This is a genomic window from Pseudomonas sp. KBN10P06128 (genome assembly GCF_037574945.1).
GTDB classification, from domain to species: Bacteria; Pseudomonadota; Gammaproteobacteria; order Pseudomonadales; family Pseudomonadaceae; genus Pseudomonas; species Pseudomonas aeruginosa.
This window is the reverse complement of the sequence record NZ_JBBELR010000001.1, coordinates 4,746,167-4,767,049: the sequence shown is the minus strand read 5'-3', so window position 1 is coordinate 4,767,049 and position 20,883 is coordinate 4,746,167. Positions and strand designations below refer to the sequence as shown.

The 20,883-nt window shown below is 66.0% G+C and carries 22 protein-coding genes; 11 read left to right on the top strand and 11 right to left on the bottom strand.

Annotated features, from left to right (window positions below):
- Positions 1-49: 49 nt before the first annotated feature.
- Positions 50-1,108: an ABC transporter substrate-binding protein gene (locus VQ065_RS22310; protein ID WP_003091586.1), complete on the bottom strand. Its 1,059-nt coding sequence runs from the start codon at positions 1,106-1,108 to the stop codon at positions 50-52.
- 362 nt (positions 1,109-1,470) lie between these two features.
- On the opposite strand from VQ065_RS22310, the gene VQ065_RS22305 reads away from it, so the two are divergent.
- Both VQ065_RS22305 and VQ065_RS22300 read left to right on the top strand, forming a co-directional pair.
- Entirely contained in the window at positions 1,471-2,187 is a 717-nt protein-coding gene (locus VQ065_RS22305; RefSeq protein WP_003091585.1) for a UTRA domain-containing protein, read from the top strand.
- 65 nt (positions 2,188-2,252) lie between these two features.
- Positions 2,253-2,804 (top strand): GNAT family N-acetyltransferase, encoded by a 552-nt coding sequence (locus tag VQ065_RS22300; protein ID WP_003091584.1) that lies wholly within the window; start codon positions 2,253-2,255, stop codon positions 2,802-2,804.
- Positions 2,805-2,846: 42 nt separating this feature from the next.
- Here the strand turns inward: VQ065_RS22300 and VQ065_RS22295 are convergent, their stop codons facing one another.
- From VQ065_RS22295 to minC, 5 genes are all read right to left on the bottom strand, one after another.
- Positions 2,847-4,136: a M18 family aminopeptidase gene (locus VQ065_RS22295; RefSeq protein WP_003091583.1), complete on the bottom strand. Its 1,290-nt coding sequence runs from the start codon at positions 4,134-4,136 to the stop codon at positions 2,847-2,849.
- A 168-nt stretch (positions 4,137-4,304) separates the two neighbouring features.
- Complete coding sequence (locus tag VQ065_RS22290) at positions 4,305-4,940, bottom strand: RluA family pseudouridine synthase (protein WP_003091582.1); 636 nt, start codon at positions 4,938-4,940, stop codon at positions 4,305-4,307.
- Between the two features lie 103 nt (positions 4,941-5,043).
- Positions 5,044-5,298, bottom strand: coding sequence for a cell division topological specificity factor MinE (minE, locus tag VQ065_RS22285; protein WP_003091581.1), 255 nt, complete (start codon positions 5,296-5,298; stop codon positions 5,044-5,046).
- Positions 5,295-6,110: a septum site-determining protein MinD gene (gene minD / locus VQ065_RS22280; RefSeq protein WP_003091579.1), complete on the bottom strand. Its 816-nt coding sequence runs from the start codon at positions 6,108-6,110 to the stop codon at positions 5,295-5,297. The genes minE and minD overlap by 4 nt, the downstream gene beginning before the upstream one ends.
- A gap of 61 nt (positions 6,111-6,171) precedes the next feature.
- Entirely contained in the window at positions 6,172-6,963 is a 792-nt protein-coding gene (gene minC / locus VQ065_RS22275) for a septum site-determining protein MinC (RefSeq protein WP_003091578.1), read from the bottom strand.
- A gap of 159 nt (positions 6,964-7,122) precedes the next feature.
- Here minC and VQ065_RS22270 point away from each other — a divergent pair, with 159 nt between their 5' ends.
- Positions 7,123-8,061: a lipid A biosynthesis lauroyl acyltransferase gene (locus tag VQ065_RS22270; protein ID WP_003091577.1), complete on the top strand. Its 939-nt coding sequence runs from the start codon at positions 7,123-7,125 to the stop codon at positions 8,059-8,061.
- Between the two features lie 67 nt (positions 8,062-8,128).
- Positions 8,129-9,298, top strand: a complete 1,170-nt coding sequence (locus VQ065_RS22265) for a patatin-like phospholipase family protein (RefSeq protein ID WP_003091575.1) — start codon at positions 8,129-8,131, stop codon at positions 9,296-9,298.
- Between the two features lie 63 nt (positions 9,299-9,361).
- On the opposite strand, the gene VQ065_RS22260 is transcribed toward VQ065_RS22265, so the two are convergent.
- The 4 genes from VQ065_RS22260 to VQ065_RS22245 form a co-directional block, all read right to left on the bottom strand.
- On the bottom strand, positions 9,362-10,219 hold the full coding sequence (locus tag VQ065_RS22260; protein WP_003109175.1) for a pirin family protein: 858 nt from the start codon (positions 10,217-10,219) through the stop codon (positions 9,362-9,364).
- A gap of 139 nt (positions 10,220-10,358) precedes the next feature.
- Positions 10,359-11,162 carry an MlaA family lipoprotein gene (locus tag VQ065_RS22255; protein WP_003091554.1) on the bottom strand — a complete coding sequence of 268 codons (804 nt, stop codon included), beginning with the start codon at positions 11,160-11,162 and terminating at the stop codon, positions 10,359-10,361.
- 3 nt (positions 11,163-11,165) lie between these two features.
- Entirely contained in the window at positions 11,166-12,527 is a 1,362-nt protein-coding gene (locus VQ065_RS22250) for an alpha/beta fold hydrolase (protein ID WP_003091553.1), read from the bottom strand.
- A gap of 142 nt (positions 12,528-12,669) precedes the next feature.
- Positions 12,670-12,891, bottom strand: a complete 222-nt coding sequence (locus VQ065_RS22245; RefSeq protein ID WP_003091551.1) for a DUF2061 domain-containing protein — start codon at positions 12,889-12,891, stop codon at positions 12,670-12,672.
- A gap of 292 nt (positions 12,892-13,183) precedes the next feature.
- Here VQ065_RS22245 and VQ065_RS22240 point away from each other — a divergent pair, with 292 nt between their 5' ends.
- The 7 genes from VQ065_RS22240 (at position 13,184) to VQ065_RS22210 (ending at position 20,401) form a co-directional block, all read left to right on the top strand.
- A complete protein-coding gene (locus VQ065_RS22240) occupies positions 13,184-14,041 on the top strand; it encodes a glycine betaine ABC transporter substrate-binding protein (RefSeq protein WP_021265067.1) in 858 nt (285 codons plus the stop codon).
- 217 nt (positions 14,042-14,258) lie between these two features.
- The gene (locus VQ065_RS22235) at positions 14,259-14,570 is read left to right on the top strand and encodes a DUF485 domain-containing protein (RefSeq protein ID WP_003091547.1); all 312 of its coding nucleotides are present in this window, start codon (positions 14,259-14,261) and stop codon (positions 14,568-14,570) included.
- Complete coding sequence (locus VQ065_RS22230) at positions 14,567-16,222, top strand: cation acetate symporter (RefSeq protein ID WP_003091546.1); 1,656 nt, start codon at positions 14,567-14,569, stop codon at positions 16,220-16,222. Before VQ065_RS22235 ends, VQ065_RS22230 begins: the two co-directional genes overlap by 4 nt.
- Positions 16,223-16,311: 89 nt before the next feature.
- Positions 16,312-18,111: a CBS domain-containing protein gene (locus tag VQ065_RS22225; RefSeq protein WP_003091544.1), complete on the top strand. Its 1,800-nt coding sequence runs from the start codon at positions 16,312-16,314 to the stop codon at positions 18,109-18,111.
- Positions 18,108-18,734, top strand: a complete 627-nt coding sequence (locus VQ065_RS22220) for a 3'-5' exonuclease (protein ID WP_003091543.1) — start codon at positions 18,108-18,110, stop codon at positions 18,732-18,734. Before VQ065_RS22225 ends, VQ065_RS22220 begins: the two co-directional genes overlap by 4 nt.
- A 108-nt stretch (positions 18,735-18,842) precedes the next feature.
- Positions 18,843-19,001, top strand: a complete 159-nt coding sequence (locus VQ065_RS22215) for a DUF3309 family protein (protein WP_003091542.1) — start codon at positions 18,843-18,845, stop codon at positions 18,999-19,001.
- Between the two features lie 275 nt (positions 19,002-19,276).
- Positions 19,277-20,401, top strand: coding sequence for a GNAT family N-acetyltransferase (locus VQ065_RS22210; protein WP_003091541.1), 1,125 nt, complete (start codon positions 19,277-19,279; stop codon positions 20,399-20,401).
- A gap of 32 nt (positions 20,402-20,433) precedes the next feature.
- Here VQ065_RS22210 and VQ065_RS22205 read toward each other — a convergent pair whose 3' ends face one another.
- Entirely contained in the window at positions 20,434-20,700 is a 267-nt protein-coding gene (locus VQ065_RS22205; protein ID WP_003091540.1) for a DUF2790 domain-containing protein, read from the bottom strand.
- Positions 20,701-20,883 lie beyond the last annotated feature (183 nt).

The window sequence follows — 20,883 nt, the reverse complement described above, 5'->3', positions numbered from 1 at the left end:
GTATCCGTCGATGCGGGGCGGCCGCCGGCGAGGGCGGCCGCGCTCCGCGTCACTGCATGTTGATGATCACCGCTTCCTGCCACTGCCGCGGCAGGCGCTTGGAGGTTTCCTCCCAGGCCTTGGCGTCTTTGATCGGCTGGGCCTTGGCGTACTGCTCGTTGGGCAGCAGTTGGGCCTTCACGTCGTCCGGCAGGGTCAGGCTCTCGGCGCGGATCGGTCGCGCGTTGCCCTTGGCCAGGTTGATCTGTCCGGCGTCGCTGAAGATGTACTCGCGGGCGAGCTTGGCGGCGTTCGGGTGCTTGGCGTACTTGTTGATGATGGTGGTGTAGCCGGAGATCACCGAGCCGTCCGAGGGGATCAGCACCTCGAAGCGCTCCGGGTCGATCTGCTGGCGGTAGCTGAGGCCGTTGAAGTCCCAGACGATGCCGACTTCGACCTCGCCCTTTTCCAGGGTGGCGATCACCGGGTTGGTCAGCGACAGGCGGCCCTGCTTGGCGATCTTGCCGAAGAACTCCAGGCCCGGCTTGATGTTCTTCTCGTCGCCGCCGTTGGCGATGGCCGCGGCGAGCACCCCATTGACCGCCTGGGCGGCAGCGCTGACGTCGCCGATGGTGACCTTGTACTTGCCCTGCAGCAGGTCGGCCCAGCTGTGCGGTACGTCCTTCACCAGTTGTTTGTTGACGATGAAGGCGATGGTCCCGGTGTAGGCGAGCGCCCAGTGGCCGTCCTGGTCCTTGGCCCAGGCCGGGATCTGTTCCCAGGTGCTCGGCTTGTACGGCTGGCTGACGCCCTGCTGCACGGCGATGGGGCCGAAGGCGGCGCCGACGTCGCCGATGTCGGCGCTGGCGTTGTCCTTCTCGGCCTTGAACTTGGCCAGCTCCTGGGCCGAACTCATGTCGGTATCCATGTGCTTGAGCCCATACTTGCTCTCAAGGTCCTTCCAGGTGTCCTTCCAGTTCGCCCAGCTGTCGGGCATGCCGACGCTGTTGACCTGGCCTTCCTTGCGCGCGGCCTGTTCCAGCGCCTGCAGGTCCGCTTCGGCGGCCAACGCCAGGCCGCTGCCGAGGGCGATGGCGGTTCCCAGCAATGAAGCAAGCATGCGTTTCATTCGGTGCTCCTTCGTTCGAGAGGTTCGGTCGGGCAGCCTCGGGAGTTCTCGACGCTCCTTCGGGCGGGACTGCCGCGGGTGTGGTCTAGATCAGCAAGACCCAGGCCAATCTAGAGCCGCTGGATGACGGTTTCATGTCAGCTAGCCGCGCCTGGCATCGCCGCGGCTTGCATCCGCAGAAGCGTAGACCATGCTTAAGCCCTCGATTCCATGGGCGTCGGGCGCTTCCGGGAAGACCGCTGTCTTGTGCCTGTCACGTCCCGGTCATCTGGGTTTCCTAGCATCGGACCAGCCGGAGGCGCAGGGCGGGCCGGTGGAAAGCCCCTGCCTGGGGTTGGACTAGACCAATAAGGAAGCAGTCGATGCGTGACGAAGCGCTACCCACCGTAACGGCGATCTGCCGGGCGCTCAGCGAGCAGATCGGCCATGGTCTGCTGCCGGCGGGTGGCAAGCTGCCGGCCGAGCGCAAGCTCAGCGAGCTGTTCGCGACGACCCGGATCACCCTGCGCGAGGCGCTGATCCAGCTGGAGTCGCAGGGCCTGATCTACCGCGAGGAGCGCCGCGGCTGGTTCGTCTCCCCCGAGCGGCTGGCCTACAACCCGCTGGTCCGCAGCCACTTCCATGCGATGGTCAGCGAACAGGGCCGGGTGCCGGCGACCGAGGTTCTGTCGGCCCGGCAGATGCCGGCGAGCGCGGCGGTCTGCGAGCTGCTGGAGCTGCCGGCGCTGTCCAGCGTCTACCAGATCCGCCGGGCGCGGCGGGTGGACGGGCGGCTGGTGCTGTATGTCGAGCACTACCTGAACGCGCAGTACTTCCCCGGAATCCTCGGCCACGACCTGACCCGCTCGCTGACCGAACTCTATGCCAGCGAGTACGGCATCCACTATGGGCGGGTGCGTTTCGACATGGTGCCCACTGCACTGCATGCCGAGGCTGCGGCGCCGCTGAAGGTGGCGGTGGGCAGCCCGGCCCTACGCATCAGCCGGATCAACCGCGACCAGCGTGGTCGGCTGATCGACTGCGACCTGGAGTTCTGGCGCCACGACGCCATCCATATCAGCGTCGAGGTACCGCAGTAACGCCACGCGTCGACGACCTGCGGCACCTTCTGCGAGGATGGGCTCCCGGGAAAAGGAGCCCTCGCATGTTCATACTGCCGATTTCGTCCGACCTGCACCTGGAGCTGCTCGACCAGCCGCGCGCCGAGGAACTGTTCCGCCTGGTGCGCGCCAACAGCGAGCACCTGGCGCCCTGGATGCCGTGGGTGCCACTGACGCAGAGCGCGGACGATACCCGCCGTTTCATTGGTGAAGGCCAGCGGTTGTGGGCGGAGCGCAGGAGTTGCCGCTGCGGGATCGTCGAATCCGGATGCCTGGTCGGCGTCATCGACCTGCACGATTTCACCGAGGACAGCCGCAGCGCCAGCATCGGCTACTGGCTGGCGGCGTCCGCGCAAGGGCGCGGGCTGCTCGCCAGGGCGCTGGGGAAGACGATCGAGCTGGGTTTCCTTGGCTACGACCGGCAGCGCCTGGTGATCCGCTGTTCCACCGAGAACCTGCGCAGCCAGCGCGCCGCTGAGCGCCAGGGCTTCCGGCGCGACGGAGTGATCCGGGCCAACGAGATCATCGCCGGGCGTGCCCACGACCATGCGATCTACACGCTGTTGCGCAGCGAATGGCACGCTGCGCACGCCTGAGTGGCCCCGGGCGAATGCCCGGAGCGTGAGCGCGGCTGGCGCTCAGGGCAGCTCGCTGCTGGCGTAGAAGGCGCCGAGCACCTTGACCAGGTGCGCCAGGTCATGGCTGCCGGCCAGCTCGCGAATCGAGTGCATGGCGAAGGTCGGCAGGCCTATGTCGACGGTGCGCACGCCGACCTGGCTGGCGGTGATCGGGCCGATGGTCGAGCCGCATCCCATGTCGCTGCGGGTCACGAAGCTCTGCACCGGCACTTCGCTGTCCTGGCAGAGGTGGCGGAAGAAGCCGGCGGTTTCGCTGTTGGTGGCATAGCGCTGGTTGCTGTTGATCTTGATCACCGGACCGCCGTTCAGCGCCGGGCCATGGTTGGCGTCGTGCTTGTCGGCGTAGTTCGGGTGTACGCCATGGGCGTTGTCGGCCGAGACCAGCAGCGAGCGCTGGATCGCCCGGCTGAAGGCGTCGCCTTCCGGCAGCAGGCGGCGCAGTACCTGTTCGAGGAACGGACCGTCGGCGCCGCAATGCGAACAGGAACCGACTTCCTCGTGGTCGGTGCAGACCAGGATGCAGTTCTCGTCGCCTTCGGCGTTGAGCAGGGCTTCCAGGCCGGCGTGGCAGGACAGCAGGTTGTCCAGGCGCGCCCCGGCGATGAACTCGTCGTTGAGGCCTACCACCGCGGCGGACTGGGTGTCGTAGAACGACAGCTCGTAGTCCAGTACCACGTCGGCGGTGATGCCGTGCTCGCGCAGCAGCTGTTCGTCGAGCAGCAGGCGGAAGTCGGCGGCCTCGCCCGGCGCCAGTTGGGCGATGATCGGCGGCAGTTCGTTCTGCGCGTTGATCGGCCAACCCTCGTTGGCGGCGCGGTTGAGATGGATGGCCAGGTTGGGGATGACCGCGATGGCCTTGCGGAAGTCGACCAGGCGGCTTTCCAGCTTGCCATTGGCGCGGAAGGTGACGCGCCCGGCCAGTGACAGGTCGCGGTCGAACCAGGGGGCGAAGAGGGCGCCGCCATAGACTTCGACGCCGAGCTGGAGGAAGCCGTTGCGAGCGATCTCCGGGTTCGGCTTGACCCGCAGGCAGGGGCTGTCGGTGTGCGCGCCGACCAGGCGGAAGCCGCTTTCCAGGGGCGAGCGACGGCCCAGGCGGATGGCGATCAGCGACGAGTCGTTACGGGTCACGTAGTAGCGGCCGCCGGCTTCGGTGTGCCAGGCGTCGCGCTCGTCGAGGCGGCGGTAGCCGGCGGCTTCCAGGCGGCGGGCGAGGCTGGCGGTAGCATGGAAAGGCGTGGGCGAGGCCTTGAGGAAATCGATCAGGCCCTGGTTGAGTTCTGCGCGCATAGTGGCTCCGGACGGCAATCCATGCAGTCTATCGTATTGTCCGACGGGGTTCAGGTCGTTGGCGGCGGGGCCGGCCAGAAAAAGCGGAAGCTGGTCGTTGTATGGCAAGACGGGGTACCGGAAATCGGCGGGCGGCGTCCCGGCGGGCCGGGACGCGGCGGGGAAGGCTCAGAACGGCGCCGGCGACTCGAAGCGCAGGCGTTCGCCGCTCTGCGGATGGGTCAGGCACAGCAGGCTGGCGTGCAGGCACAGGCGTTCGTGGGCGGCGAGGGCTTCGGGGTTGGCGTAGAGGCGGTCGCCGAGCAGCGGATGGCCGATGGAGAGCATGTGCACGCGCAACTGGTGCGAACGGCCGGTGATCGGCGTCAGCTCGACCCTGCTCCAGCGCTCATGACGCTCAACCACACGCCAGAAGGTCAGGGCGTGGCGGCCGTGCTCGAAGTCCACCACGTGACGCGGCTTGGTCGGCGGGTCGTAGCGCAGCGGCAGTTCGATGCGCCCGCTGTCCAGTTCCGGCAGGCCCCAGCAAAGGGCGGTATAGGCTTTCTCGGTCTCGCGGTCGTGGAACTGGCGGGACAGCTCGCGGTGGCTGTCGGCGTCGCGGGCGAGCACCATCAGGCCGGAAGTTTCCCAGTCCAGGCGATGGACGATGCGGGCCTCGGGATAGCCGTTTTCCTGCAGGCGGGTGACCAGGCAGTCCTTGTTGTCATCGGCGCGACCGGGCACCGACAGCAGCAGGGTGGGCTTGTCGACCACCAGCAGGGCGTCATCCTGGTGAACGATTCGGATCTGGGACAGCGGCATAGCGAACGGGCTCATCGCCGGGAGGCGGCAGGGAGCCTGGCGGGCAGGCTCGGTGAAACGACTGCGGCGGCCAATGGCCGCCGCAGTATGGACCCTGGGCGAATCAACGATCCGGCAGGGTGATGTTGAGTTCCAGGATCGAGCAGTTGCCCTGGTTCTCCAGTTCCACCTGGATCTGCTCCTGGTCGATCGGTACGTACTTGCGGATCACTTCCAGCAGGTCTTTCTGCAACTGGGGCAGATAATCCGGCTGTGCGCGCTGGCCACGTTCGTGGGCAACGATGATCTGCAGTCGTTCTTTCGCGATGGAAGCGCTGTTCTGCGATTTCCGACTGCGAAAGAAGTCTAAAAGGCTCATTCACGTCCTCCGAACAGTCTTTGCAGGAATCCTTTCTTCTGCACATCGAGGAATCGATGCGGTATTTCCTTGCCGAGCAGGCGGTCGACCGCATCGCTGTACGCCTGGCCGGCGTCGCTCTGCTCGTCGAGGATCACCGGCACGCCCTGGTTCGACGCCTTGAGCACGGCCTGGGATTCCGGGATCACCCCGAGCAGGCGGATGGCGAGGATCTCCTCGACGTCGTCGACGCCGAGCATCTCGCCCTTGGTGACGCGCTCCGGGTTGTAGCGGGTCAGCAGCAGGTGTTCCTTGATCGGCTCCTCGCCTTTCTCGGCGCGCTGCGACTTGCTTGCCAGCAGGCCGAGCATGCGGTCGGAGTCGCGTACCGAGGAAACCTCGGGGTTGGTCACGACGATCGCTTCGTCGGCGAAGTACATGGCCAGGTGGGCGCCTTTCTCGATGCCCGCCGGGGAGTCGCAGATGATGTATTCGAAGTCCTTGCGCAGCTCGGCCATGACTTTCTCGACGCCTTCCTTGGTCAGGGCGTCCTTGTCGCGGGTCTGGCTGGCGGCCAGGACATGCAGGTTCTCGAGGCGCTTGTCCTTGATCAGGGCCTGGGTGAGGGTGGCCTCGCCGTTGACGACGTTGACGAAGTCGTACACCACGCGGCGTTCGCAGCCCATGATCAGGTCGAGGTTACGCAGGCCGACGTCGAAGTCGACGATGACGGTCTTGAAACCGCGCAAGGCCAGGCCGGTGCCGATAGCTGCGCTGGTGGTGGTTTTACCGACGCCACCCTTACCGGAAGTGACTACGAGAATTTTGGCCAAGGTGATTCACCCCAATGAAAAACGTAAGAATTCTGGTCCCTGAAAGTGGCGGCAGTATCCGTTAAAGGCGGGTGATGTTCAACACGTCACCCGACAGGCTGACGTGCACTGCCTTGCCCCACTGCGGGCTGCGTCGCAGGTCCTCCGCGACCTTGTAGTTACCGGCGATGGAGACCAGTTCGGCGGCCAACTGCTGGCAGAAGATTCGCGCCGTGGCGTCGCCTTTCACGCCGGCCAGTGCGCGTCCGCGCATCGGGCCGTACACATGGATGTTTCCGTCGGCGAGAAGTTCCGCGCCGGGACTGACCGCGGCCAGCACGATCAGGTCGCCGCCGGCGGCGTAGATCTGCATGCCGCCGCGCACCGGGGTCTTCACCACCTTGGTCGGGCGGCTGACGGGCTCGGCGGGCTTCTCTTCCGCCTTGGCCGGCTCGGGCCTGGCTTCACCGACGCTCGGGCTGGGCTCTTCGGCAGGCTTGCGCGGGGCGCTGTCCTTGATGTCCAGCGGTCGTTCGCGGGCGCCCGAGGGCGGCAGCACCGGCAGGTCCAGGGCCTGGGCGGCGGCGATGTCCTCCTCGCGCCCGGCGCGGATCGCCAGGGTGCGCAGGCCGTGGCGGCGACAGACCTCGAGGAGCGCCGGCAGGTCGAGGCGGCCTTCGCCTTCGGGCAGCTTGTCGAGGGCCATGACCAGGGGGGTGTCGCGGAAGAAGTTGGGCGCTTGCGCCACCTTGTCGGCGAGTTGCCGTTCGAGCCTCGCCAGGTCGTTGTGCGCCAGTTCGAGGATGGTCACCGCGAGCATGCTGCCCTTGAGCTGGAATACGGGGTCTTGATCGAGGAGGTCGGCTTGGCTCATGGGGCTTGTCGGTCGTTGAATTGCAGGGACTTATAACGAGAACGCCGGATGCCCGCAAGCGTGGCAGATAGCCGGGGCGGCATCGATCGGCAACGCGGCGTCCCGCCGGGACGGCGGGCAGGGTAGAATGGCGGGCTTTGATCGTCGTCGGAACCGTCCATGGATCGCCCCCGTTTCTCCAGCGCTTTCCTCCATCCCCGCTACTGGCCGCTCTGGTTCGGCCTGGGGCTGCTCTGGCTGGTGGTGCAGTTGCCGTATCCCGTCCTGCTGATGCTCGGCCGTGGCCTGGGGGCGCTGATGTACCGCTTGGTCGGCTCGCGCCGCGAGATTGCCGCGCGCAACCTCGAACTGTGCTTTCCGGAAAAGTCGCCCGCCGAACGCGAGCGTCTGCTGAAGGAGAACTTCGCCTCCAGCGGCATCGCCTTCTTCGAGATGGCCATGAGCTGGTGGTGGCCGAAGGCGCGCCTGGCCCGTCTTGCCCATATAGAAGGCCTGGAGCATCTACGCGAGGCCCAGGCCAAGGGCGAGGGGGTGATCCTCATGGCCCTGCATTTCACCACCCTGGAGATCGGCGCGGCGCTGCTCGGCCAGGTGCACACCATCGACGGCATGTACCGTGAGCACGACAACCCGGTGTTCGACTACATCCAGCGCCGTGGCCGCGAGCGGCATAACCTCGATGCCACCGCCATCGAGCGCGAGGACGTGCGCTCGATGCTCAAGGTGCTGCGTGGCGGCCGCGCCATCTGGTACGCACCGGACCAGGACTACGGCGCCAAGCAGAGCCTGTTCGTGCCGCTGTTCGGCATCCCGGCGGCCACCGTCACCGCCACTACCAAGTTCGCCCGCCTGGGCCGGGCGCGGGTGTTGCCGTTCACCCAGAGCCGTCTGGCCGATGGCAGCGGTTACCGCCTGACCATCCACCCGCCGCTGGAGGACTTCCCTGGCGAGAGCGAGGAAGCCGATTGCCTGCGGATCAACCAGTGGGTCGAGCGTTGCGTGCGCCAGCAGCCCGAGCAGTACCTGTGGGCGCACCGGCGTTTCAAGACCCGCCCGCCAGGCGAAGCCAAGCTCTATCCGAAACGGCGCAAGCGCTGAGGACGGGCATTCCGGACGCGCGCGGGGTCTGGCTATACTCGCCGCAGTTCATGACGGAAGCCCCGCTGTGTCCGATCCCCTTGCCCCACGTCCGCCGCTCACCGGCCTGATCCTTTCCGGGGGCGGTGCCCGCGCGGCCTACCAGGTCGGCGTCCTGGCCGCCATCGCCGACCTGCTGCCGGACAGCGCCGGCAATCCTTTCCCGGTCATCGTCGGTACCTCCGCCGGCGCCATCAACGCCGTTGGCCTGGCTTGCGGCGCCCTGCAATTCCGCCAGGCGATCCAGCGCCTGACCGCGGTCTGGCAGGGATTCCGCACCGAACATGTCTATCGCAGCGACTGGCCGGGCGTGACCCGCCAGGCCTCGCGCTTCCTCGGCCATAGCCTGCTCGGCCTGGGGCGGCGGGTGCCGGTGGCGTTGCTGGACAACCGGCCGTTGCATGAGCTGCTGGCACGTGAGCTGGATTTTTCCGGGATTCATGCGGCGGTGCGCCAGCGCCAGTTGCGCGCGGTGGCGGTGACCGCGTTCGGCTACGAGTCGGGGCAGGCGGTGACCTTCTACCAGGGGCGCGCGACCATCGATCCCTGGGTACGCCATCGGCGCCTGGGCATTCCCACCCGCCTGGAGCTTCGGCACCTGCTGGCCAGCGCGGCGATCCCGCTGCTGTTCCCGCCGGTGCGGATCAACCGCGAATACTTCGGCGACGGCGCGGTGCGTTCCCAGGCGCCCATCAGCCCGGCGTTGCACCTGGGCGCCACGCGGGTGCTGGTGATCGGCGTCAGCGGCAACCCGGCCACCGGTGGCGACAGTGCCATGACCGGCCTGCCGCCGTCCGACCGACCGCCGAGCCTGGCGCAGATCGGCGCCCACCTGTTGAACAGCACCTTCATCGACAGCCTGGAAGGCGACATCGAGCAGTTGCAGCGGATGAACCAGATCGGCCAGTTGGTGGCGCCGGAGGTGCGCCGCCAGGCGGGTGGGCTGGAGCCGGTGGAGGTATTGCTGGTGTCGCCGAGCCGGCCGCTGGACGAGATCGCCGCGCGGCACTACCGGGAGCTGTCGCGGGTGCTGCGGCTTTTCCTGCGCGGTCCCGGAGCGACCCGCGCCAGCGGGGCGGGGGTATTGAGCTACCTGTTGTTCGAGCGCGGCTATTGCAGCGAACTGATCGAACTGGGCTACCACGATGCGATGGGCAAGCGGGCGGAACTGGAGCGCTTCCTGCGGATCGAGCGGTAAACCTTATTCAGGACGGGACAGGCGGAAGGAAAAAGCCGCCCCGAAGGGCGGCTCGCGCACGGCTCAGACGGCCAGGACACCGTCGCGATAGTCGCGTAGCGCCTGCTCGATTTCCTCGCGGCTGTTCATCACGAACGGACCGTACTGGACGATCGGCTCGCGCAACGGCTTGCCGGCGAGCACCAGTACCCGCGCGCCGGCTTCGCTGCGCAGGCTCAGTTCCCCTTCTTCGGACAGCCGAGCCAGGCGATTGGTGGCGATTTCCACCGGGCGTTCGCCTTCCACCGTCAGGCTGCCTTCGTAGACGTACAGCAGCACGCGATGGCCGTCCGGCAGGCGCGGGGCGATGCGGCCGCCGGCAGGCAGTTGCAGGTCGTAGTAGTGCGGCTCGGTGTCCGGCCTTTCCACGGCGCCGATCTGCTGCGCCTGGCCGTCGTCGAAGCGACCGGCGATTACCGTGACCTTCACGCCTCCGGCGGTTTCCAGGCGCGGCACGTCTTCCGGCTCGATATCGCGATAGCCGGCCGGAGCCAGCTTGCTCTTCGCCGGCAGGTTGACCCACAGCTGGAAGCCACGCATCGCGCCTTCCACCTGTTCCGGCATCTCGCTGTGGATGATGCCGTGGGCGGCGGTCATCCACTGTACGCCGCCGGGCTTGAGCAGGCCGCGATTGCCGAGGTGGTCTTCGTGGCGCATACGCCCTTCGAGCATGTAGGTCACGGTCTCGAAGCCGCGGTGCGGGTGCGAAGGGAAGCCGGCGACATAGTCGTCCGGGTTCTGGGTATCGAACTGGTCGAGCATCAGGAACGGATCGAAGCGTTCCGGGGACGGGCCGCCGATCACGCGGGTCAGGCGGACGCCGGCGCCATCGGAGGCGGGGTGGCCGGTATGCAGTTCGAGGACATCACGGTAGCGGGTCATGGGAACCTCCTGGTTCGTGTATGGCTCGATGATAGTCCTCTCTGGTCGATATATGGTTGCGAGTTTTATGTAATTCCTATCGATTTATTGAATCGTTATGAGGAAAAGAAACCGCCGCACAGGGCGACGGTTCTTCGTCTCACTCGGCGATCTGCAGCTTGCGCGCCTCGGTATAGATGTAGCGCAGTTTCTCGTACTCGAACGGCGAGTTCATCTGGCCGTAGCGGAAGCTGGTGTTGTAGCGCCTGTCCACCACGCGCAGGGCGGTGATCTCCGGGTGGTCGCCGCTGGTCTGGGGAACGTTGAGGTAGTTCACCTGGTATTCGCCGACGTAGTCCACCACCAGTCCGCCGGTGTCGCGCAGGTTGGACGGGCCGAGGATCGGCAGCACCAGGTAGGGGCCGCTGCCCACGCCGTAGAAGCCGAGGGTCTGGCCGAAATCCTCGCTGCGCTTGTGCAGGCCCATCTTGGTCGCAGGGTCCCACAGGCCGAGCACACCGAAGGTGGTGTTGAACAGCAGCCGCGCGGTGGTTTCCATCGCCGCCTTGCCCTTCAATTGGGCGAGGTTGTTCAGCAGATTGGGCACGTCGCCGAGGTTGTCGAAGAAATTGCTCACGCCGCTGCGGACGAAGTGCGGGGTGACGTACTCGTAGCCTCGTACCACGGGCAGGAACACCCACTCGTCGAAGCGATAGTTGAAGTGGTAGACCCGGCGGTTCCAGGATTCCCAGGGATCGTACATGTTCAGTGCGTCGAGGGTGGCGCGCTCGAATTCGCGTTGATCCAGGCCGGGATTGAACTTGAGTTGGTCCAGCGGACGGCTGAAACCGTCGCCGTCGAGCTGGCGTGGCGGCAGTTCGACCGGCGCGGCGGCCTCGTCGGCCTGGGCGCTGGCGGCTGCGCTCAGCAGAAGGGCGAACATCCAGTGTGCGGTTCGGCTCATCGATCAGTTTCCTGCCTGCTGGGTGAGGGCCGCGCTGGCGACCTGGGTCTGTCCGGCGGCGGGCGTGGCGAAGAAGTCCAGCATGTCCTGCGCGTTGACCTTGTAGTTGAGGTTGCCGCAGTGACCGCCATAGGGATAGACGGTCAGGCGTTCGCCGAAGGTCCGGCGAAGGAAACCGAGGTCGCCCGGGCCGAGGATGACGTCGTCGGCGTTGTGCATCACGGCGATCTTCGGGCTGTCGTGCAGATAGTCCTGCAGCTTGTAGAGGCTGACCTGGTTGACCAACTGGGTCAGGCTGCCGCCGTCGTAACGGGCTCGCCACATCGGGATCAGTTGCTCAGTCATGTAGCACTCGAAGTCGCACTGCAGCGCGCGCTTGAAGAAGGGCTCCAGGCTGGTGCCTTCGTTGATCGGGTAGTTCGGCGGGGTGATCAGGCCGCGACGGTTGACCAGGTCCGAGGTGAAGGCGATGTCGGCGGCGGAGAAACGGAACGAGGTGCCGATCAGCATGGCCATTTCCTCGTTGCTCAGGCGCTGCTTCGACTGCTGGAAGTCGTAGAGCATGGCGTCGTTGATGTCGACGTAGCCTTTCTGCCGGAAGTAGCGGGTCAGCTTGCTCAGCACCACCTCGTAGAAGGTGCGCGAGTCGGTGATGCCCTTGACCTGGGTTTCCACCAGTTTGTCGAGGTTGCTCACCGAGGTGTAGAGGTTCACCGGTGGATTGAGCAGCAGCACCTTCTTGAAGTTGAAGCTCTGGCGGCTTTCGTCGAGGTGGCTGACGAACGCGGCGTTCAGCGCCCCCAGGCTATAGCCGGTGAGGTAATAGTCGGTCACCGGCAGGTCGCGCTGCTGCGCGCGCACCGCCTGCATCACCCGGTACAGGTCATCGGCGTCGTCGCTGGAAAAGCCCGGTGTGGCGAAGCGCGAGGCGCTGGCCATGAAGTCCCAACTGGTCGGCGAGGACAACTGCACCACGTGGTAGCCGGCCTGGTAGAAGAGCTTCTTCAGGTATTCCGGGTAGCTGCTGGCATAGTGCGCGCCAGTCCCGGCGATGATGAAGATCAGCGGCGCCGCATGATCCTGGCGGGCCAGGCGGTAGCGCAGCTTCTTCACCGGCCAGAAGTTGTCCGGCAGGGCGAACTCGCGCTCCGGGCGCAATTTCAGGCTGTAGTCCTTCTGGTCGATGTCCTCGCTGTGCGGAAGCTCGGGACGCAGTTCCGGCGGCGTGGTGGCGATGGTCGCCTCGAACGGGTTGGTCAGTGGATAGCCGTAGCTCGCGGCGTCCACGTCCCGGGCCTGCGCCAGATTGGCACAACCGAGGGCGAGGCCGCCGAGCAGGGCAGCGAAACGGAGGAAGTGGGGCATCGGGGGAATCCCTTCGAGGGAAAAGTACTGAGTGAATATACTGCCGCTATGACAACTGCAAGCCTCAGTAGTGCAGTGGGTTATTGCAGCCAGCGTTCCAATCGGTCTTTCCCGCCTCTTGCCGTGCCTCGCGAATATCCCTTCAGGCGTGGCGGTGCAGCCAGCCGTGGGCGCTAGCCGGGCGCGGCGCGCCGTCTTTCTCGAAGCGTTTCCAGATCTTCTCGTGGAAGTAGAAACCGACCGAGTTGCACAGCGGCTCGACCGCCGCCACCAGCCCGCCGACCGCTATGCTGCCGGTCAGCGCGTAGGCCACGCTGAAGGCGATGATGAAATGCATGACGGTGAAAGTCAGGGTCTTGAGCATGGTGGCTCTCCTTTAACGAGAATCGTTCCTCTTTGTAGGGAGCCTATCCAGGCGGCCGGCCAAGCGGAAATCGGCCTGTCCAATCGAGAGCATAGAGCGCTTCGATCGCACCGTCGCGGAGCACATCCTTTGAGGGCCGCAGCGCAGTTCGGGACATGTCGTTATCGGGGGCGATGGGTGTCGTTCTCAGAGCAGTCCGCCGTCCGGGCGCGCCGATGATGGACGGCGGCACCGCAGAGTGCCGCGACCGCCGGGGAGCGTCCCCGGCGGCATAGAACAAGGGGTACGTCTGATGCGAATGATGCGACGACTGTTGTGCTGGAGTGCGGGCCTGGCAATGTCGGCGGCGGTGGGGATGGCGGCCGCGGCGGACAAGCCGGTGATCACCATCGGTTACGTGGACGGCTGGTCGGACAGCGTGGCGACCACCCATGTGGCCGCCGAGGTGATCCGCGAGAAACTCGGCTACGAGGTGAAGCTGATGCCGGTGGCGGCGGGGATCATGTGGCAGGGCGTGGCGCGCGGCAAGCTCGATGCCATGCTCTCGGCCTGGCTGCCGGGCACCCACGGCGCCTACTACGAGAAGATGAAGGATAAGGTGGTCAACCTTGCCATCAACTACCCGGACGCACGCATCGGCCTGATCGTCCCCGAATACGTGAGCGCCAACGGCATCGCCGACCTCCAGGCGCAGAAGGACGCTTTCGGCGGCCGCGTGGTGGGCATCGATGCCGGCGCCGGGGTGATGATCAAGACCGACGAGGCGATCAAGCAATATGGCCTCGACTACAAGCTGGTGGCCAGTTCCGGCAGCGGCATGATCGCCGAGCTGACCCGTGCCGAGAACGAGAAGAAGCCGGTGGTGGTGACCGGCTGGATTCCGCACTGGATGTTCGCCAAGTGGAAGCTGAAGTTCCTCGACGACCCGAAGAAGGTCTATGGCGATACCGAGCATGTCGACACCGTCGCCAACCCGGCGCTGGAAGCCAAGGCCAAGCCGGTCTGGGAGTTCCTGAAGAAGTTCGGCTGGAAGGATGGCAACGAGGTCGGCCAGGTGATGCTGGCGATCCAGGAGGGCGCCAAACCCGAGGATGCGGCGAAGCAGTGGGTGGCGGCCAACCCGGGACGGGTCAAGGACTGGGTGCAGTAGCACGGCTGGTTCGATTGGGGAACGCCGTGCCCGGGCAACCGGGCACGGCGTTTTTCCTTGCCGAAGGCTGGCTCCGGAATCTGCCGGAAGGCCCGGGAATACCGGTCTAGAGCGGCTGGCGAAACGCTACGACTAAAGTCGTCTGGAGCGCTTGCACCAGCGTCCTACAGTGGATATCGACGACATTCCGCGTCACCCCGCTGTGAGGATAAAAACAATGAACGACAGCATCTACCAGCGGATTGATACCAATCCGCGCTTCAAGGAGTTGGTGGCCAAGCGAGAGCGTTTCGCCTGGATACTTTCTTCGATCATGCTTGGCCTCTACGTGATATTCATCCTGCTGATCGCTTTCCAGCCGCAGCTGCTGGGCGCGCGTATCAGTCCCGATTCGTCCGTGACCTGGGGTATCCCGATGGGTGTCGGACTGATCCTTGCCGCGTTCATCCTGACCGGCCTGTACGTGCGTCGCGCCAACGGCGAGTTCGACAGCCTGAACCAGGAAATCCTCAAGGAGGCGCAGCAATGATCGCTCGTCTCCTTGCCGCGCTCGGCCTTGCGGCCTTCGCTCCGGCCCTCTGGGCCGACGCGCTGACCGGCGACGTGCAGCGCCAGCCGCTGAACGTCTCGGCCATCGTCATGTTCGTCGCCTTCGTCGGCGCGACCCTCTGCATCACCTACTGGGCATCCAAGCGCAACCGCTCGGCGGCCGACTACTATGCCGCAGGCGGCCGCATCACCGGCTTCCAGAATGGCCTGGCGATCGCCGGCGACTACATGTCGGCGGCATCCTTCCTGGGTATTTCGGCGCTGGTCTTCACTTCCGGCTACGACGGCCTGATCTACTCGATCGGCTTCCTGGTCGGCTGGCCGATCATCCTCTTCCTCATCGCCGAGCGCCTGCGCAACCTGGGCAAGTACACCTTCGCCGACGTCGCCTCCTACCGCCTCAAGCAGAAGCAGATCCGCACCCTGTCGGCCTGCGGCTCGCTGGTGGTGGTGGCGTTCTACCTGATCGCGCAGATGGTCGGCGCCGGCAAGCTGATCGAGCTGCTGTTCGGCCTCAACTACCATGTCGCGGTGGTCCTGGTGGGCATCCTGATGGTGCTCTACGTGCTGTTCGGCGGCATGCTGGCGACCACCTGGGTGCAGATCATCAAGGCCGTGCTGTTGCTCTCCGGCGCCTCGTTCATGGCGATCATGGTGCTCAAGCACGTCAACTTCGACGTCAGCACGCTGTTCTCCGAAGCCATCAAGGTGCATCCGAAGGGCGAGGCGATCATGAGTCCGGGCGGCCTGGTCAAGGATCCGATCTCGGCATTCTCCCTGGGCTTCGCGCTGATGTTCGGCACCGCCGGGCTGCCGCACATCCTGATGCGCTTCTTCACCGTCAGCGACGCCAAGGAAGCGCGCAAGAGCGTGTTCTACGCCACCGGTTTCATCGGCTACTTCTACATCCTGACCTTCATCATCGGTTTCGGCGCGATCCTGCTGGTCAGCACCAACCCGGACTTCAAGGACGCCACCGGCGCCCTGATCGGCGGCAACAACATGGCGGCGGTGCACCTGGCCGACGCGGTGGGCGGCAGCCTGTTCCTCGGCTTCATCTCGGCGGTGGCCTTCGCCACCATTCTCGCGGTGGTCGCCGGGCTGACCCTGGCCGGGGCCTCGGCCGTCTCCCATGACCTGTACGCCAGCGTGTTCAAGGGCGGCAAGGCCAACGAGAAGGACGAGCTGCGGGTCTCGAAGATGACCACCGTGGCCCTGGGCGTGGTCGCCATCGTGCTCGGCATCCTCTTCGAGAAGCAGAACATCGCCTTCATGGTCGGCCTGGCCTTCTCCATCGCCGCCAGTTGCAACTTCCCGGTGCTGCTGCTCTCCATGTACTGGAAGAAGCTGACCACCCGCGGCGCCATGATCGGCGGCTGGATGGGCCTGATCACGGCGGTGGGCCTGATGGTCCTCGGCCCGACCATCTGGGTGCAGATCCTCGGCCACGAGAAAGCCATCTACCCGTACGAGTACCCGGCGCTGTTCTCGATGATCGTCGCCTTCGTCGGTATCTGGTTCTTCTCCATCACCGACAAGTCGGCGGCGGCCGACGAGGAGCGGGCGCGCTTCTTCCCGCAGTTCATCCGTTCCCAGACCGGCCTGGGCGCCTCTGGCGCGGTGGCCCACTAAGCGCTACGTGAAGGCGTAGCCCGAGGCGGCGGCCGGGTTTCCGGTCCGCCGCCTTTCGTTTCAGCGTCCCGGCCACAGCGAGATGAGCCATGCCTGACAGTTTCAACTTCGCCTCGCCACCCTTCGACCAGTTGCGCCCCCATCAACGCGAGACCTTCAAGCAGGCTCTCAGCGTCGGCTACTATGCGCCGGGGGAAACCTTGCTGGAGGCCGGCTCGGCGGTCCCCGGGCTGTTCGTCCTGCTCAAGGGCGTGGTCGAGGAGCGCGGCGACGACGGGCGGGTATTCGCCCAATACGCCGCGGACGACCTGTTCGACGTCCGCGGGCTGTTCTCCGGCAGCAGCAAGCACCGCTACCTGGCGATCGAGGAAAGCATCGTCTACGAGTTGCCGGCCAGTTGCTTCCACCAGTTGTGCGGGGAGAACCCGGGGTTCGCCCGCTTCTTCCAGGCCGACCTGGCGGCCAAGCGCCAGTTGGCCCAGCGCGACGGGCAGAACCTTGCCGAGTTCATCCTTACCCGCATCGCCCGCGAGCACTTGCTGCCGGCGCTGGAGGTGGAGGCCTCGCTGTCCCTCGGCGACGCCGCGCGCCTGCAATTGAGCCACGGCGCCGATGCCCTGCTGGTGCGGCTGGAGAGGGACGGGTCCGAACTCGGCATCGTCACCCGCACCGACCTCATGAGCGCGCACTTCCGCGACGGGCGCAGCGAGCTGGAGGCGATCGGGCCGTTGGCCCATGGTCCGCTGGCCAGCGTCGAACTGGGCGATTTCCTGTTCGACGCGATGATCCTCATGACGCGCCAGCGTATCGAGCGGGTCGCGGTCACCGAGGACGGCCAGGTGATCGGCCTGTTGCACCTGACCCAGGTGCTCAGCCTGTTCTCCACCCATTCCCACGTCCTGGCGCTGCGCATCGCCCGCGCCGACGACCTCGGCGACCTGCGCCGCTGCGCGGAAACCCTGGACACCCTGATCGCTACCCTGGCCGGCAACGGTATCCGCCTGCGCTTCATCATGCAGCTGGTCAGCGCGCTCAACGAGCAATTGCTCGAACGGCTTTTCGAACTGTTGCTGCCGCCAACCCTGCGCGGGCGCTGCTGCTTGCTGGTGATGGGCAGCGAAGGACGCGGCGAGCAGTTGCTGAAGACCGACCAGGACAATGCCCTGGTCCTGGCCGACGATCTGCCGCAGGAACAGGCCCTGGCGATGATGCAGCGCTTCAGCGCGGCCTTGCTGGAGTTCGGTTATCCGCCCTGTCCCGGAGGGGTGATGGCCAGTCGGCCGGAATGGTGCAAGCCGCTGGCGGCCTGGCAGGCGGAGCTGCGCGGGACGCTGCTGGAGGGCAAGCCGGAGCAGCTGTTGCGCCTGTCGATCCTGGCCGATGCCTGGCCGGTGGCCGGTAACCTGCAACTGTTCGAGCCGTTGCGTCGGCAACTGCGCGGTTTCGCCGACGGCGGTGAGCGCTGGCTGGCGGATATCGCGGCAGCGGCCCTGCAATTCGATACGCCGCTGACCTTCCTCGGCCAACTGAAGACCCAGGACGCCCGCCTCGATCTCAAGCGCGGCGGGATCTTCCCCATCGTCCACGGCATCCGCACCCTGGCCCTGCGCGAAGGCCTGGAAACCCGCGGGACCCTGGCACGGATCGAGGCGCTGAAGCGACACAAGGTCCTCGAAGCGCGCCTGGCGGACGACCTGAGCGAGTCTTTCGAGCTGTTCCTGCAACTGCGCCTGACCCGCCAGTTGGCCGGCCAACGCGACGGTCGCCAGCAGGGCCTGGACGTCAGCGGCATGAGCCGCCACGATCGCGACATGCTGCGCTACGGCCTGCATGTGGTGAAGAAGTTCAAGCAGAGCGTGGCCCGTCAATTCCACCTGGAGACCCGATGAACACCATGGTCAAGTTGCCCGACAGCCGCTGGCCGGGCTGGCGCCGCCGGCTGTATTGGTGGATGCACGAGGCGGTCGAGGCGGAGGAAGTGATCTCCCTCGATCTCGAGACCACCAGCCTCGACCCGCGTCGTGCCGACATCCTCAGCATCGGCGCGGTGCTGGTGCGGCGCGGCAAACTGGTCATGGGCGAGCGCCTGGAACTCTACGTCGAGCCGCCGCCGAGCCTGGACGCGGAGTCGATCCGCATCCACAAGCTGCGCCGCGCCGACCTGGAGGGACAGTTGCAGCTGGAGCAGGCTCTGCGCCAGTTGCTGGCGTTCATCGGCGACCGGCCGCTGCTTGGCTACTACCTGTCGTTCGATGTCGCCGTGCTGAACCGGCACCTGCGCCAGCTCTTCGACCGACAGTTGCACAACCCTTCCATCGAGATTTCGTCGCTGTACCACCGGAAGGTCAGCCGGCATTTTCCCGACGCACACATCGACCTGCGCTTCGACACCCTGGCGCGGGCCCTGGATGTGCCGGTCAGCGGTCGCCATACCGCCCTCGGCGACGCCCAGGCGGTGGCGCTGATGTTCATGCGCCTGCTCAAGGGGCCGGCGCCCAAGGTCATCCACTGAGGCTGGAGGGCGCGGATTTATTGAATCTTCGTTGCTCGGCGGGGGTCGAGAACTACAAGGGCGGAATCTGCCGCCCTTTGCCCCATGAGCCGAACAGGAGCGACGCCCATGAGTCTCGGTACGATTCTTCTGATCATCCTGATCCTGCTGCTGATCGGCGGCCTGCCGGTCTTTCCTCATTCGCGCAACTGGGGCTACGGACCCTCGGGGATCGTCGGCGCATTGCTGGTGGTGCTGTTGGTCCTGTTGCTGCTGGGCATGATCTAGGGCCCGATCGGGAATGCCGTCGTGGTTGTCCGCCGTCGCGACGGGTATCGGCGGATAACGCCTCCGGCGTTATCCGCCCTACGCGGAGGGTTCCCAGCTTTCGCTCCGCCGTTGCGGCGGGGTATCGGCGGATAACGCCGTTGGCGTCATGCGCTCTACGTAGGATGGATCGAAGCCTTCGCTTGGTGAAGGGCGGTTTCATCGCGGGTCCGCCGGGCGCTTTTTTTCCATCGACCGGCTTCACTTGCCTTGCGTCTCGCGCCAGACTGGCGCGCATGCCGATCCAGACGCTCGCCACCCTTGCCGATATCGACGCCGCCGAGTGGGACGCCTTGTTGCCTCCCGCCCAGCCATTCCTGCGTCATGCTTTCCTGTCCGCGCTGGAAGACAGCCGCAGCGTGACGCCCGCCACCGGCTGGCGCCCGGCCCATCGCGTGCTGCGCGATCCGCAAGGGCGCCTGAGCGCGGCGCTGCCGGCCTATGTGAAGGCGCACTCGTACGGCGAATACGTGTTCGACTGGAGCTGGGCCGACGCCTGCCAGCGGGCCGGTATCCGCTACTACCCGAAGCTGCTGGTAGGGGTGCCCTTCACCCCGGTCGCCGGTGCGCGCCTGCTGGGCGAGGACGAAGGGTTGCAGGGGCTGCTCGCGTCCCTTGGCGAGGAGGCCGAGGCGAGCGGTCTGTCGAGCATCCATGTGAATTTCACCGACGCCCGGGCGGACACCTTGCTTGCCGCGCGTGACGGTTGGCTCGAACGCCTGGGCTGCCAGTACCACTGGCACAACCGCGGCTATCGGGACTTCCAGGACTTCCTCGAGGCCCTCAGTTCGCGCAAGCGCAAGCAACTGCGCAAGGAGCGCGAACAGGTCGGCGGACAGGGCATCGAGTTCGAATGGCGGGAAGGCGGCCAGTTGTCCGAACTGGAGTGGGATTTCGTCTATCTCTGCTATGCCAACACCTACCTGGTGCGCGACCGCGATCCCTACCTGAGCCGCGAGTTCTTCGGCCTGCTGGCCGAGCGCATGCCGGAGGCGATCCGCGTGGTCTTCGCCCACCAGCGTGGCAAGCCGGTGGCGATGGCGTTCAGCCTGGTCGCTGGAGACACCCTGTACGGGCGCTACTGGGGATGCCTGGCCGAGTTCGACCGGCTGCACTTCGAGACCTGCTTCTACCAGGGCCTGGAATTCGCCATCGGCGCCGGCCTGGCGCGCTTCGACGCCGGCGCCCAGGGCGAACACAAGCTGATCCGCGGTTTCGAGCCGGTGCTGACGCGCTCCTGGCACTACCTGGCGCATCCCGGTCTGCGCGATGCCGTGGCGCAGTTCCTCGAACAGGAGCGGGCGGGAGTGCGCGCCTACGCCGAGGAGGCCCACGGCCTGTTGCCCTACCGCCAGGCCTGAAGGGGGCCGGAACGATAGGGCGTGGCGTCCGCTCAGCCGTTGCTGGTGCTGCCGCCCCATTCGAGGAAGCGGATCTTGTGCAGCTCGCCGCTATGGTCCTCGTAGACCACGGTCACCGGCACTACGCCGGTCCTGGTCGAATTGTCGGTACGGTGCAGGACATTCTTCACGTCCAGTTGCATGCCGTAGTGGTATTCCTCGACCGGCAGGCCGCGGCCCGGGTCCTTGTCCACGTCCTGGGCGAAGGCCATGGGGGCGAGGCTGGTGATGACGGCGGACACGACAGAGGCAAGTTTCATTCTGTGATTCTCCGTAGCGATGGGGCGAAACCCCCGGTACCGAGCACTGGCATCCTTGGTCGTCCGTGGCCGACGCCAGGTGGACGGGGACGATGCGGCAGGCGTCGGGATCGAGCCGGGGCACGGGTTCGATAAGAACACCGTTTCGCTGGCGGAAAAAATCGAAGCGCGTGTTAGTCGAGA